Below are 15037 nucleotides of genomic sequence, written 5' to 3'. Positions count from 1 at the left end.
TTCATTTTCCGAAATCTATTTTATAGGTCAGTAGTGTATCATTATTTCTGGCCAACAAAATGAGCCGTTCATTTTCGGGAAGTTCCACATTTAGGATATCCCTCACTTCTCCCGCAATATTAAGTCCACTTTTGGAGTGGGGTACCGGATTAAAATCTCCGTTTCCGTTTCCTAAAAGAAGTACGCCTCTATTGGCATCGTATCTTCCATATTTTACACGGGTACCAAAGAAATTACCGGCCAATAACAAATCTAGTCTATTGTCTTTATTGAAATCAAGTATCAATATTCCATAAACCGGTGCAAATTGGGCGGAATAGGGCAGAGGTACCAATTTGAATTTTCCATTGCCCAAGTTTTCCAAATAACTAGAGGCAAAGTTTTTGGATTTAAGAATTTGGGCATCTGCCAATTCTTCAGGTGCAAAAATATCAGTGATTTTTTGGTCTGCGTAATCCGAATAATTGATGTATCTGTTCTTAAGTCCGCTCAATTGTCCCACCAAATCGTCCTTGGAAAAGACAGGATAACTTTCCCCCATCACATAGGAACATAGAATGGGATCCAAGGAACCATTATTGTCAAAGTCCTTAAAATAAAGTTCTGCAGGTTCCTGGGGTGTGGCTTTCAATTGGGAATTTAGACCAAAATTGCCCAAGACATAATCCATATCACCATCCGCATCAAAATCTGCTTGCTCTATGGTATTCCACCATCCTTCGGAATCCTTTAGACCAGCCGATTCCGTAATTTCTTCCAGTATACCATTTGAATTTTCAAAAAGGCGGACTCCCATAAACTCACCGATAACTATGAGGTCTACTTTGCCGTCCCCGTTGAAATCTGTCCAAAGTGCGTCGGTGACCATACCCGGATTTAGAAGATCAGGGTTTACCTGCTGGGTGACATCGGTAAAACTTCCCTTACCATCGTTTTCTAAAATATAGCTTCGGGGAGCAACAGGATATTTTCCGGGAGTCAATCTGCCACCTACGAACAAGTCAAGATCGCCATCGGCATCGTAATCGCCTGCCGCTACGGAAGAGCCGCTGATATACATCTGTGGCAGGGCATTTCCGTTTTTTTTAAAAAAACCTTTTCCAGAGTTGAAATAGATACGATCTTGTAAATCAGTGGATTCTATATCAAAGTCACTTCCGCCACTGACCACATACAGATCCATATCACTATCATTATCCGCATCAAAGAACAGCACACCAAGATCCTCGGAATTTATATCCTCTTCAAAAACCTGAAAGTTAGACTTTTGGAAACTTCCAGTTTTGGTTTGCACGAATAGCTGGCCGGAACTTCCTTTAGCTCCTCCGATGAAAACATCCTCCAGGCCATCGCCGTTCACATCGGCTTTGGCCATTTTTGGACCTTGTGTGGAAAGTTTATGCGGTAATAACTGCTCCCGTTTAAAATCGATGAAATTATTTTCACGATGTACAAAAGATAAAATACTATCTGCGCCGACATCCACGAAATGGGTAGACTTTGTGCTTTTGGATTGCTCAGATTGTGTTTGCGCTTCCTTTTGAAAAAGGGTCAGTGCTTGGTTTGGAGCGATATTTTGTATGGTCTGTACGCGGTTATCCGGCCAAAAAACCGTGAGGCTATCTATAGCCGCTTCCCCAAGTCCGAAAGTAAGATAATATCCCATAGAGGATTGATACCCTCTTGTCGGAATCATTTCCTGAGTCAATTTTTTACCCGCATTGTGTACTATGACTTTGGCCCCAATACCCATAGTGTTTTTGCCCTCTCCCTTTAAATGGACTTTTAGATAGTTATGTGTGGTTAAGGTCTCACTGTTATTGCGATATACAAAGGCCTCCGCATCAATGTTGTTTACCACCAAATCCAGGTCACCATCATTGTCCAGATCTGCATATGCGGCGCCGTTGGAAAGCGATTTTTGATCCAAACCCCAAGAGGCATTCACCTTTTCAAAGGTTAGGTCACCTTTATTTCTATAGGTGTAGTTTTCCTCGACCGTAGATGGGATTTTTTCTATCAGGTCCATAATGGCCGTTTGTTGCCCGGTCTTGTTTTCTTTAAGCTTTTCCTGAACGGCATAGTTCATAAAATCCATGTTGGTGTAGTCCCTTTTATAACCGTTGGTTACAAAAAGATCCTTGTATCCATCCAGGTCCAAATCGGCAAAAAGTGCGGCCCAGCTCCAATCTGTATTAGAAATGCCCGAAAATTGCCCAATTTCGGAAAACGAAGTGCCCTGATTGTTGAGCTGTAGCATATTGCGCATGGTCTGATTGTAAAATCCGGAGTTCACCAAAAGTTGGTATTTGTCGTAATTATCGGGTCCGGATACCATTTTTTGGCGATAGTTGCCCTCGGGTAACATGTCCAAGCTCATGATATCCATATACCCGTCATTGTTGACATCCGCAATATCCGAGCCCATGGAAAACAAAGAGGTATGTCCTATGAATTCTTCCAAGCTTTCGGAGAAAGTCCCGTTTTGATTGTTGATATAGAGGTAATCCTGTTCATTATAATCATTGGAGACATAGATATCCAACCAACCATCGTTGTTGATATCGGATATGGCCACGCCCAATCCAAAGCCAAGGACATTGGAGACCAGACCGGCCTCATCGCTCATATTTGTGAACTTGCCATTGTCATTACGGTATAGCTTATCGGAGAAGGCTGGATTTTTTTTATTTTTTAAAGATGCCGTTATTTGTCCAAAACCGGCATATTGTTGTGAAGAGTGATTCAAGACATAGAGATCAAGATCACCGTCCTTATCGTAATCAAAAAAAGAAGCTTGGGTAGAATAACCGGAATCATCCACACCATATTCAGCTCCTTTTTCGGTAAAGGTTACTTGCCCTGAGCCTGTAGAAGGGCCGTTATTGATGAAAAGTAAATTTTTTCGTTGGTTTGCCGAAGGTGTGGCCGAACGACAAACATAGATATCCAAAAAACCGTCGCCGTTTACATCGGCCATGGTAGTCCCAGTATTCCATAAGCCTTCGGCAAAGACACCCGCCTCCTCGGCAATTTCCTTAAAATTGAAATTACCTTGGTTAATGTACAAATGACTACCGACCATATTTCCCGTAAAATAAATGTCGGAAAGGCCATCATTATTTACATCACCAATGGCAATACCGCCACCATTGTACAAATAACTGTATTCCAACACATTAAATTCCTGGGTTTCCCGTAAGACATTCTTGAAGGTAATGCCCGTGGTATTGGATGACAATAACGTAAACATCTTGCTATTGTCCTCAGGGTTGCACGAAATGAAGAGAAAAATTGCTGCAATTAAAAGGAATCGAGTAGAAACCTGCATGATAGAGCGCCTTATAAAGCTTAAACAGAATAAAATAAGTATAAAAAAGACCGCAATAGTATTGCGGCCTTTTTTTGAATCAAAATTGAGAATTTTAATTTTTGGCGTCCCACCACAATTTTGTGGTGCCCAAATCTGGACCGCCCAACAGATTATCTATAGCCGCATTTACCTCAGCGGTATTATCTGCAATTTCGGTTGCGACATAAGTCATCCTTCTTGGCAGTTCATCTACTGCAATGTTAGGATTCAACGTATTCAGTCTGTCGTATAAGATAGGATATCCTGTTCTTCGGCGTTCTGCATACGCTTCTTCACTATCCGGCCAAAGCGCAATCCACTTTTGGGTAATGATTTGCTCCAATTGCTCTTCTGCACTGCCTGCAGCATTATAGGCAACGGGAACTGTGGATACAGCGGGATTAGAACCATCGATGGCCGCTGGGGTCAAAGTACTGGTAACATAATCGTCCCCGGATAGGTTGGTACCATCATATCCATGTTGCAAATGGGATTGCGTAATTCCTTGGTTGTACAAATCCTCAGCGCTTCCGCCTGCCGCCCATCCTTCCAAAGCTGCCTCGGCCCTAAGGAAGTAAGCCTCCGAAGCGGCCATTACTATCCATGCTGGCCCTGGATCACCTCCTAGGGTATATGGACCGGCCATATTGGAAGCCAAGTCATTAAATGGTGTAGTTGCCTTGGACTCGGCGGTCTGCCCATTGCGCATTCCTTCGTAAGGAAAGTCCACCCCAGCGGGATCATCCGTGGCATCCGGAGTAGCGGCGGGCGCATAATAGGTAGCGACCCGAGGATCTTGATACCCCTTAAGCACACTTTCCATATCCCCACTCATCCGGAACTCCCCCCATTGGGTAATGGTGGTGTAACTATTGGTGAAGTTGAGATCGGTCTGAATCAATGCATTGTCATCATTTGAAGTCATTACCCCACCTGCAATAGCCGCTTCGGCATTGGATTGGGAAAGTGCTGGATCTACATACTTCACGCGCATGGCCAATCGCAAGCGCAATGTATTGGCAAATTTTATCCATTTGTCTACATCTCCGGAAAAGACTACGTCGTTCCCTCCTAAAAATGAAGTTCCCCCGGCATTGGCCTGCAATACGGTTAAGGCTTCGGCCAATGAAGTGAAAAAGTCATTATAAATATCCTGTTGGGAATCATAAGCTACTTCATTTTCAAAGTTCCCAAAGTTGGAGTAGGGAATAGGCCCCCAATAATCGGTAATCCTATGGTAGGCATATACCCGCCATACCTTCATCATAGCATTCTCTAAATCAAAACCTTGTTCAGCAGCGATGTCCTCCGCAGCCTTAATATTAGGTGCCGCTCTTGTATAAAAATAGCGATAAGCACCATTTAACCATCCACCCACTAGAACAAACTGATCGCTATCAAAGTTAGGTGCCGTGGTTGCAAAATAGTTGGCATAGACATCCGAAAATAAGGAATGGAACAACTGAAAGGGTCCCCTAGCCCTATTAAAAGGCATAAAGTTAGGTGTATACAAGGCCCGCTTAACGAAGAGCGGATACTCCGCAGCCGTAACTGCATCCACCGTAAAGTTTTTCGGATCTGTATTCAGTTCCGTAAAATCATCCGTACAGCTTAGTAGGAATCCTCCCAGAACCAAAGCCATACATAATCTTGTTACAATTCTTTTCATGTTTTTTTCTTTAAAATTACAATTTTTTTTAGAATCCAAAGTTTATCGATACCCCGATCTGGCGGGTGGTTGGTAAAGGAAACGCCACTCGTCCTTCGGCCGTGTTCTCAATACTCGCGAGCAGGTCCGGGTCAAAACTCTCAGCCTTATTGGAGATAAAGAATAAATTTCTACCTACCAGGGATATATTGGCCGACGTTAAAAATGTCTTTGCGAGAAAACTTTGGGGTACGGTATATCCGATCACCAATTCCCGAAGACGAACGTTGGACAGCTCTGTTACAAAGGCCTCTCCTACAGGAGTATTTCTACCCCCTACACGGTTCCAATATTCCTCTGCACTAACTGCTATGGTATTCGGTTGTCCAGTAGATTGTACAATGGCAGTCTCGCCCGAAATAAAGTTGTCTCCAAAAACCAATCCGCCTTCACGACCTTGAAGTGTAGACTCCAAAACCCCGTCCCGGGCCAAGATCGCGTCCGTAAAGTTCGTAGCTGTACCTCCCTGACGAATATCGATCAAAGCGCTAAAGTTAAAGTTCTTGTAACGCAAGGAATTGCGTATACCACCCAACCAATCCGGGTTAAAGTTGGCCACCAAAACTTCATCCCTTCCCGGTGTAATCAAAGGAAGTCCGAAGTCATCAACAAGTACCCTTCCTTGGTCGTCCCTTTGGTAGCCTCGGGAATAGATATCCCCAAATTCACCTCCAACAACCAAGGTGTAGTCTCTAATAAAGTCACTATTGATGGTCAATCGGTCAAAGCCTTCAGCAATTTCCAAAACCTCGCTCTCATTGGTACCGAAGTTGACATCGAGGTCCCAAGAAAAATCCGGGGTTTCTATAATGGTAGCCCCCAATAAGATTTCCACTCCGGAGTTTTGAATATCAGCCCCATTTTGGAAACGACTACCGATTCCAGACGCAACCGGGGTTGGCGTGGCAAATAACTGATCAAATGTATTTGTCCTGAACCAAGTGAAGTCAAAACGCAGGCGGTTATCCAACCATCGCGAATCAAATCCTAGTTCCAAAGAACGTGTGGTCTCTGGTCGCAAATCGGGATTTGGCAGTTCTGGATTAAGTTCTGCGGTTCCAAAGCTAATATCCGCCCTTCTGGATAATCGGAAGGCTTCAGTATCGTTACCCACCTCGGCCCAGTTAGTTCGCAACTTTAAAAAGCTAAGGGGTGAACTGCTTAAATCAACTAAATCAGTGACTACCGCGGTCAAACCTACGGAAGGATAGAAATAGGAGCGATTGTCCTCAGGAAGCGTGGAACTCCAATCGTTCCTAGCTGTTAAATTAAGGAAAATCGCGTTTTTATAGGAAATCTCTGCCAAACCATAGACGGATTGTTGTTCAAAAGCCTCGAATTGCTCAAAAGCCAAAGGTTGTTGGGTATTGCTCAGCGCAAAGAAGTTTTCAATGGTGAAATTAGTGCCTTCACCCCAAAGTCGGTCCCGCTGGAAGACCCTAAGGTTGGCGCCCGCATTCAAATCTATCTTAAAATCATCGGTAATCTGTTTGTTGTAGTTGATCAAGACATCACTGTTCCAATCGGATAGCACTTGCTGTTCATTTCGATAGCTCCCAAACTGGGCCACGGTATAGGTATCATTAGATCGCCGTACTTCAGATCGATAACTATCCCTGTCTATGGCTGAACGGCCTAAAATGTAGAGGTCGTCCGTAATTTGGTATTTCAGGGACAACAGGCCCAACACCCGTTCTTGCAACCTTGGGCGTAATACATTGTTAATGGTCCAATAGGGGTTACCTCCCCCGTTAAACTGGGGTAAGAAATAGTGTTGCCGCGTATTTCCTGCCTCGTTGACAAAGCTGAAGTTCTCAAAATCCTCGGTACGAATATTTCTAGGCGTTTTGTAGAGGTAGCGTACGGGGTTGTCAAAGTTTTCACCGGTAGCCAATTGGTTTGCAAAATCGTCGCGAATATAATTCAATTTGGCATCCACCGTCAATTTATCCGTAATCTTAGAGTTTATTCGCGTAGAGATGCTGTGTCGATTCAAATCATTCCCCGGAACAATACCTGCTGCATCGGTAAAGGTGTAACCCAAAAAGACATTGGACTTTTCACTATTCATATTGACTCCGATATTCGTCGCTATATTATGTCCCAGCTGGAAAAAATCATCTACATTGTCCGGTTGGGCTTCATACGTGTAAGTCTGTCCAAAGAGCGGATATTCCGGATTGTTGGACCAGTGGGCTACCTGACTTCCATCAAAACGAGGTCCCCAAGAGGTAGTGGCTTGCGCTCCATATACGCCTCCTGCACCTTGTCCATATTCATTTTGTAATTCCAAAAGATTGATGGCACTATTAAAGGTAGAGACAAACCCTATGGAAGTGGAAACCCCTTCGCGGGCTCCCTTACCGGATTTGGTCGTAATTACGATGGCCCCGTTGGCCGCCCTACTACCATAAAGTGCAGCGGCGTTAGCTCCTCGAAGTACCGAAATTTCCTGAATATCATCTGGGCTTATGTTATTGATGTCCCCATTTAAGAGAATACCATCCACTACATATAAAGGTTGGCTACTTCCATCAATGGAACGGTTACCCCTAAGTAACACCTTGGTAGGTGCCCCCACACCGGCAGAGGATTGGGTTACCGAAAGACCGGCCACCTTACCACTTAGACCTTCCAAGACGTTCACCGGTCTTGCCTGGGTAAGTTCTTCCGTACTCACTTGTTGGTTGGCATAGGAAAGGGATTTTTCCGAACGCTCAAGACCTAAGGCCGTGACCACAACCTCATCCAATTGATTTTCATCCACCACCATTTGTACATCAACGGTATTGGAAGCACCAACTGTAATACTTTGGGACATCATTCCTATATAGGAAAAAACCAAAACATTTCCTTCGGCCACATCAATGGAATAGTTACCGTCAAAGTCAGTTTGTGTTCCGTTCGTGGTCCCTTGAACCAGAACGTTTACCCCGGGTAACGGTGACCCATCCGAGGAATCTGTTACCGTTCCTGAAACGGTTTTGTTCTGTGCAAGCAAAGGAAAGGCCCCCAGTACCAACACAAGAAATACAATCAATTTTCTAGTCATAATGTTAGTTTTTTGATAATGTAAGTTAGTTTAACATTTTATTATAAAATGTGAATTTAAACTATTTTTTCTATAAAACAAGATGTCTTGGGAAAAATGTGCTCGAACACACCGATGAAAATTCTCGTTAAACAGGCCCTAAAACCGCGGTATATAAGTGAAACTATATATTATGGAGTTTTTCTGTTAAATGTTATTCCCAGAAATGCCAAGAACAAATAGTACTCTCCGCGGTTCTCAATTCACATAATATTTTACGTTCTCCGCGGTCACAATATCAATGGGCAGCAGTTCTTGGGAAGGCATTTCCTTTTCAAATAGAAAGTGCTCCGCCAGATACCCAACTCCCAGATAAGCCTGCCTTTTGGGTTTTTGGTGAATGAGAAAATCTATTTTTCCTTTTCGTAAATGCTTAAGGTTTTGTTCCAGAAGGTCATAGCCCACCATCGTAAATTTCCGAGCATCCTTTTGAAGAAATTCAATGAGCAAGTGAGCCTTGGAATTTGTAACAAAAAACCCGGTAATCCAAGGGTGACTTTCCAAAAATAAGGTAAACGCTGTTTTAAAACGATCTGGATCATCCGTTCTAAGGTTATAGGTAATTATTTTTTTGGTATTTCGTTTTTTCTCTTTGAAGTAATCCCTAAAACCAATTTCTTTTTGCCGCATATGCAGCTCCTCGTCAATGTGTATTATGGCAATATGAGTGCCTTCACTTGTTACCTTGTCTATTAGATTCGCCGCTACCCTGCCAGTTTGTACCAAATCTTGACCAATAAAATTTTCTATACTTAATGAATCTATATGATTATTGAACGATGCCAGAAATATTCCCTTTTGCCTACAGTTCTGAAATACCTTGAGTGATTCCTTGTGAAAAATCGGAACCATCAAAAGGGCATCAGGTTTGGAATCAATGGCCACATTGGACTGCTCCGAGAAATGAGTCGTCTTGTTTGGGTGATAGGGATATTCCTCGACTATTACACCGAAAGGGCCAAATTCCTTTGCGGCAATTCGGACACCTTCCATGGCCGGGAGCCAATATGGGTCTATTTCGGAATCAGGTATCAGTACACAAATTTTGTAGGTCTTATTGATTTTGAGGTTCCGTGCTATGGGATTTGGCCGATAATCGATTTTTTTCAATACACGATCTACCTTTTGATAGGCATCTTTGGAAACCCTGCCGCGTTTATGAAGCACCCTGTCTACTGTGCCTTTGGAAACCCCGGCAAATTGGGCGATGTCCTTGATTGTATATTTTTTTTTGTTCATCTGACAATGGATGGAATCCAATATTTCGAACGATAAATATAATGCATATTTGAAAGGAGTTCAGAAACCATACGATTAGTTATCCATTAAACTTGAAAATTGTGAAGTTTTAAAAGCGCGGTAAAAATAGCAACAAAGGCGGTTGAACAAAAAGCCATTGGGAAGAACAGGGGAATCTATCTTAATGGATAACTAACTCAAAATTAACTGCGTCAACCCAATGGCAAGACAAGATTGCTAACAATTGTGCTAAAGTTAAAGTTATGCGGACAAAATGTGTAGTAGGAATCATTTCATTAATAATATGATTTTATTAAAATCAGGATATCCCATTGGTAGTTTGAGACACCTAAAAAAATCAATGAAACCGGTTTTAAATGTTCGTAAGAACCTTTAGGAAAAAATGGTTGCGGCAAAGTCAAAAAGAAATATTTAACAAAATGGGTATTCTTTATTTGTAATTATTTTCTTACATTTAAGACGTATTAACCCTTAATGGAATTATCATGAAAAAAGCAAAGTTTTCAGGGAAGCTTTCCCTTAGCAAAAAGAAGATTTCCAATTTGGCAGCGCAATCTGTAGTGGGTGGCGGTGGATCAAGTTATGCGAATAGTTGTTCCATAGGTTGTCCGACGGACACAACCAATAACAACTGTACTTCAGCTACTTCTGTTGTCATTTCTTGTTGTTAGAAGCTATTTTTGTTAGTTTTTTTACCATTGGTTATGCAATATGGCCAATGGTTTTTTTATGGAAACCCATTTTTTTGCTAGAAAATCTTCCCAACTTTAACAAAACAAAAATTTTATTATTATAAATAAATTCTTACATTTAATAGGTATTAATCTTTAAGTATTTATCATGAAAAAAGCCAAATTTTCAGGGAAGCTTTCCCTCAGTAAGAAGAAGATTTCGAATTTGACTTCCAAGGCAATTACCGGCGGAGCACAAGCTACGCTTTATGATTACACTTGTTCACTAAATTGTCCTACGGACACTACAAATAACAACTGTACTTCGGGAACTTCCATCGTAATTTCCTGTTGTTGAATTGTGCATGAAGAGTTGTTTTTTCACCTAACCATCAGTCGTCAAACCTTACTGATGGTTTTTCTGTTATGTCTCCGTTTCACTTATGGATGTGCCTATCCATAATGTGCTATAAAATATTAAATATGGTTCTTGGCAAAATAAACTTGGCTGAGTAACACTATTAAACTTGAAAGGCAAGATGTTGGATACTACACGAGTACATAAAAATCGAGCAACGCACAAAGAAATTTTGGAAGAACATTTGATAAAGATTGACGCCGCTATTCGAAAACACTATAAGGAAGAAAAAAATGCCGGGGTGCTCGTGGGATTATCCGGAGTTTCCCTATTCCAGTTTTACTATTCCAAATATTTGGATGTCAACTCCAATGCGAATTTTGGTGTAGCATTGCTATCCCAGGTAATAGAGGGTATTGACGATGGTTACGGCTATCCTACATTCTGCGATGGAATTGCCGGTGCAGGATGGGTTTTGGACCATTTGGAACATGCTGAGCTTATGGAAATAGAAACTGACGACCTTCTATCGCAATTGGACGGGTATTTGCATACCGCCATGGTTTCCGATATGAAGTTGGGAAATTATGATTTTTTACATGGAGCCATTGGTTATGCCCTCTATTTTCTGAATCGATATAAATGCACAAAATCGGGGAAACTCAAAAAAAGATACAGGGCCTATCTTTTGGAATTCATTTCTTTTCTGGATGAATTATCTGAAAAAGACGAGGGCATTCATTTAAAATGGATTTCCATACATCCGCGTAGTCAAGAAAAAAACTATAATCTCGGCTTATCCCACGGGATTTCAGGTATTATTGGAATTTTAGTCAAGTTGTGCCAATATGATGAGTTTAAGCCGCTTACCCTATCTATGCTTAAAGGAGCGGTTGGTTATGTCATCAGTTTTAAAAAAGAAAACAACGCTTTCTCCCTTTTTCCCAACCGTGTACTGCTGAATGGGGAGACCGGTGGCAATAGTAGACTGGGATGGTGTTATGGAGAATTAGGCATTGGACTGCAATTGTACTACGCTTCAAAGGTTTTGAGGGATGAAAAACTGCGGAGAGAATCGATTTCCATTCTTAAACATGCTGCAGACCGAACCACGCCGGACAAAAGCTTGGTTAAGGATGCCATAGTATGCCATGGATCATACGGAATCGCCCAGATTTTTTCCAGAGTTTATAAAGAGACCAAAATTCCAATGTTCAGGGACATCACGGAATTCTGGATTCAGGACGGCATAAACAAAGCAATACATAAAGATGGTTATGCCGGTTACAAGCGGTGGAGGGATGTAAACGAATGGGTGGCCGAGGTTTCCCTATTGGAAGGAATTTCTGGAATGGGATTGGTCATCATCGATTATTTGGCCGATTTTGAAACAACCTGGGACGAGTGTTTAATGATAAGCTAAACCGAGTATGGCCGGAAGTAATCCCTATAAAAATTTTTCCAAGTATGTGTTGAGGACTCCTTTATTTTCCATGGACCGGTACTTGGCCTTTACCTCAAAAAAAAACATCCCTGATGACGAATTTAGAATGGCCTTTAATGACCCCATAATCAAGGAGGCTCTATTCTTGGCATCACCCTCCTTGTCCACGGAAATTGCGAGATGGGTAAATGGCGAACTAACGGATAAAAAGAAGATAGAAAAACTCAGATTTTCTATGCTCAAATATCTTACAAGAATGTCCTCAAGGTGTACCCCGTTCGGTTTATTTGCGGGATGTTCCGTAGGAAGGTTTGCTACTAAAACGGACATTGCATTGGAGAAGATGGATAGGAATTGCCGGCACACGAGATTGGACATGAACTATCTGGTAGCGCTTTCGCAGGATTTGATAAAAAGACCTGAAATAAAGCATCAACTGCTTTTTTTCCCCAATACCAGTATTTATAAAGCAGGGAATCAGTTACGGTATGTGGAATATGAATACGTCAATAGCAAAAGGCACCATAACATTGTAGCCGTAGATGATACAAGGTATCTGGATGTTGTATTGGGCAAAGCTAATAAGGGTGCATTGCTTCTTGATTTGGTCAATGTTTTGGTAAACGATGAGATTTCCGTCCAAGAAGCTTCTTCCTTCATAGAAGAACTGGTAGATAGTCAATTATTGATCAGTGAGTTGGAACCCTCGGTTTCCGGACCTGAGTTTTTAGAACAGATCTGTTCCGTACTTGAAAAGCTTGAGAATTCGGAAGACGTATTGCGCACATTACAGGAAGCGGAAAAAAAAATGCTCCTCATAGATTCAACCATGGGCAATACCCCTGAAGAATATCTTGACGTAACGGAAACCCTAGGGGAATTAGGAACGGACTTTGACCCCAGGTTTATGTTCCAGACCGATATGGCATTGGGTGTTAAGACCAATACCCTGAGCGAAAACGTAATTGATGATTTAAAGAAGGGATTTATGTTCCTGAACAGAATCTCCATACCGCCCCAAGAGACTTTCCTTTCCAAATTCATGGAAGCCTTTTATGAAAGGTATGAAGAAAGGGAGGTTCCCTTGGCAACCGCCCTGGATGTAGAAGTGGGCTTGGGGTATGTTCAAAACCAGGGCTCAGGTGATATAAATCCATTGGTAGATGGCATTGCGCTTCCTGAAGGGGACTCTAGACAATCGATTTTTAATGTACAATGGACTGCCCTGGATTCCATATTTCAAAAGAAACTCAATGAGGCCTTTAAGCAAAACGCATATACCATTACACTGAATAATGAAGATTTCCAGGAATACGAAGCGAAATGGGATGACTTGCCGGACACGATGTCCTGTATGCTAGAGATTATAATTGAAAATGGCCAACAAAAAATAAAGTTTAGCGGCAGTGGAGGCTCCAGTGCGGCTAATCTTTTAGGTCGTTTTTGTCACGGGGACAAGGAACTTCACGAGTACACCATGGAAATAATCGGAGCGGAAACTAACATGAATACCGATAAAATTTTGGCGGAAATCGTGCATCTCCCGGAATCAAGGGTAGGTAACATTCTAATGCGTCCCGATTTTCGCAAATATGAAATCCCATATTTGGCCAAGTCCTTGAAGGCAAAGGCATTTCAGTTGACACTTGATGATTTGATGATATCCATCAAAAACAACACTATAGTGTTGAGGTCCAAGAAATATGATAAGCAGGTAATTCCACGTTTGACCAATGCCCATAACTATTCCCGGAATTCACTTCCCATTTATCACTTTCTGGCCGACATGCAAACCCAGGGATTTAGAAGTAGAGTAGGAATTAACCTAAGTCCGTTTGCCGAAAACTACGAGTTTCTTCCGAGGGTCGAATATCATAACCTGATTTTGCAGAATGCCACATGGCATCTCAGTAAGCATCGTATCACTACACTTTTAAGGATAAAGGACAATGACGAGCAATTATCCGAAGAAGTAAACTCTTTTAGGGAATCTCTAAAGATTCCGCAATTCGCCATGTTGGCCGATGGGGATAACGAATTATTGATAAATTTTCAGAATCTGACTTCGGTTAGGATGTTCTTGGATACCGTAGAGAAAAGAACGGAATTTAAGCTCACGGAATTTTTGTTTGCAGAAGATGGGGTTGTGAAACATGAAAAAGCGTATTATACCAATCAAGTGATCGTATCATTTTTTAATGAAGAAAAATTAGGTTATGATATCAACAGCAGCAATAGCGCAAAAAAAGGTACAGCGGAATTACATTTTGGGTGATAGTTGGTTGTATTATAAAATCTATACAGGTCACAAAACATCCGATGTAGTCCTTACCGAAGTCATTAAACCTGTTGTCGAAAAGCTAAAAGAAAAAGGAGTTATCGACAAATGGTTTTTCATTAGATATGCGGATACCAGACACCATGTTAGGGTTCGCTTGCATTATTCGAATACAGAAAGGGTAGGAGAGATCATAAACGGACTTTATCCGTATTTAAAACAATTTATGGATCAGGACCTTATCTGGAAAATTCAACTGGATACCTATCAAAGAGAAATCGAGCGATATGGAGAGCCTACCATGGAATTATCGGAAGCCTTTTTCCATTGCGATAGTAAAATGATAGTCGACTTTCTGGACTTGATAGAAGGTGAGGAGGGAGAGATGCTCCGTTGGTTGTTCTCACTTCGTGCTATGGACTCGCATCTCAATGATTTTGGCTATTTGGACTATGACAAACTACGGCTTTTGGATCGGCTAAAAACCGGATTTGGGAACGAATTTGGAATGTCTAGGCCTTTGAAGAAACAGCTCGACTCCAAGTATCGTGAAGAACGAAAAAAAATTGAGGAGTTCATGAGCTTTGATGCTACCGATCAACCGGACTATGCCCCAATTTTAAACGTCATTCATACAAAGGAAAAGGAGGTTCAACCTCTTGCCTTACAAATACTGGAATGCTTTGATGAAGGAATCATGGAATTAAGGCTGGACGATTTGATGGCAAGCTATCTTCATATGCACATGAATCGCTTGTTTAAATCCAAAAACCGAGTGCACGAACTGGTTTGCTATGATTTTTTATACCGCTATTACAAGTCGATGATTGCACGCAATAAATACCAAAAGAAGTGATTTGTCATTTGTCCAGTTG

At 41.7% G+C, this 15037-nt stretch carries 9 protein-coding genes; 5 read left to right on the top strand and 4 right to left on the bottom strand.

Annotation, left to right across the window (positions count from 1 at the left end):
• Nucleotide 1: 1 nt before the first annotated feature.
• The 4 genes from Q0993_RS15095 to Q0993_RS15080 form a co-directional block, all read right to left on the bottom strand.
• The gene (locus tag Q0993_RS15095) at nucleotides 2-3331 is read right to left on the bottom strand and encodes a VCBS repeat-containing protein (RefSeq protein ID WP_299534510.1); all 3330 of its coding nucleotides are present in this window, start codon (nucleotides 3329-3331) and stop codon (nucleotides 2-4) included.
• A 94-nt stretch (nucleotides 3332-3425) separates the two neighbouring features.
• Complete coding sequence (locus Q0993_RS15090) at nucleotides 3426-5021, bottom strand: SusD/RagB family nutrient-binding outer membrane lipoprotein (protein ID WP_299534508.1); 1596 nt, start codon at nucleotides 5019-5021, stop codon at nucleotides 3426-3428.
• A 28-nt stretch (nucleotides 5022-5049) separates the two neighbouring features.
• A complete protein-coding gene (locus Q0993_RS15085; protein WP_299534506.1) occupies nucleotides 5050-8112 on the bottom strand; it encodes a SusC/RagA family TonB-linked outer membrane protein in 3063 nt (1020 codons plus the stop codon).
• Nucleotides 8113-8349: 237 nt separating this feature from the next.
• Nucleotides 8350-9390, bottom strand: coding sequence for a LacI family DNA-binding transcriptional regulator (locus Q0993_RS15080; RefSeq protein WP_299534504.1), 1041 nt, complete (start codon nucleotides 9388-9390; stop codon nucleotides 8350-8352).
• 506 nt (nucleotides 9391-9896) lie between these two features.
• Here Q0993_RS15080 and Q0993_RS15075 point away from each other — a divergent pair.
• From Q0993_RS15075 to Q0993_RS15055, 5 genes are all read left to right on the top strand, one after another.
• A complete protein-coding gene (locus tag Q0993_RS15075) occupies nucleotides 9897-10082 on the top strand; it encodes a hypothetical protein (RefSeq protein WP_299534501.1) in 186 nt (61 codons plus the stop codon).
• A 169-nt stretch (nucleotides 10083-10251) separates the two neighbouring features.
• Nucleotides 10252-10440 carry a hypothetical protein gene (locus Q0993_RS15070; RefSeq protein ID WP_299534498.1) on the top strand — a complete coding sequence of 63 codons (189 nt, stop codon included), beginning with the start codon at nucleotides 10252-10254 and terminating at the stop codon, nucleotides 10438-10440.
• Between the two features lie 181 nt (nucleotides 10441-10621).
• Nucleotides 10622-11863 (top strand): lanthionine synthetase C family protein, encoded by a 1242-nt coding sequence (locus tag Q0993_RS15065; protein WP_299534495.1) that lies wholly within the window; start codon nucleotides 10622-10624, stop codon nucleotides 11861-11863.
• A gap of 7 nt (nucleotides 11864-11870) precedes the next feature.
• On the top strand, nucleotides 11871-14159 hold the full coding sequence (locus Q0993_RS15060; RefSeq protein ID WP_299534492.1) for a lantibiotic dehydratase family protein: 2289 nt from the start codon (nucleotides 11871-11873) through the stop codon (nucleotides 14157-14159).
• Nucleotides 14101-15018 carry a thiopeptide-type bacteriocin biosynthesis protein gene (locus Q0993_RS15055; RefSeq protein WP_299534489.1) on the top strand — a complete coding sequence of 306 codons (918 nt, stop codon included), beginning with the start codon at nucleotides 14101-14103 and terminating at the stop codon, nucleotides 15016-15018. Before Q0993_RS15060 ends, Q0993_RS15055 begins: the two co-directional genes overlap by 59 nt.
• The last annotated feature ends 19 nt before the right edge of the window (nucleotides 15019-15037 follow it).

Origin of the sequence: Ulvibacterium sp., assembly GCF_028285715.1 — a bacterium.
Taxonomy (GTDB): Bacteria; Bacteroidota; Bacteroidia; order Flavobacteriales; family Flavobacteriaceae; genus Ulvibacterium.
The sequence above is the reverse complement of the archived record's forward strand: the minus strand, read 5'-3'. Positions and strand labels throughout refer to the sequence as shown.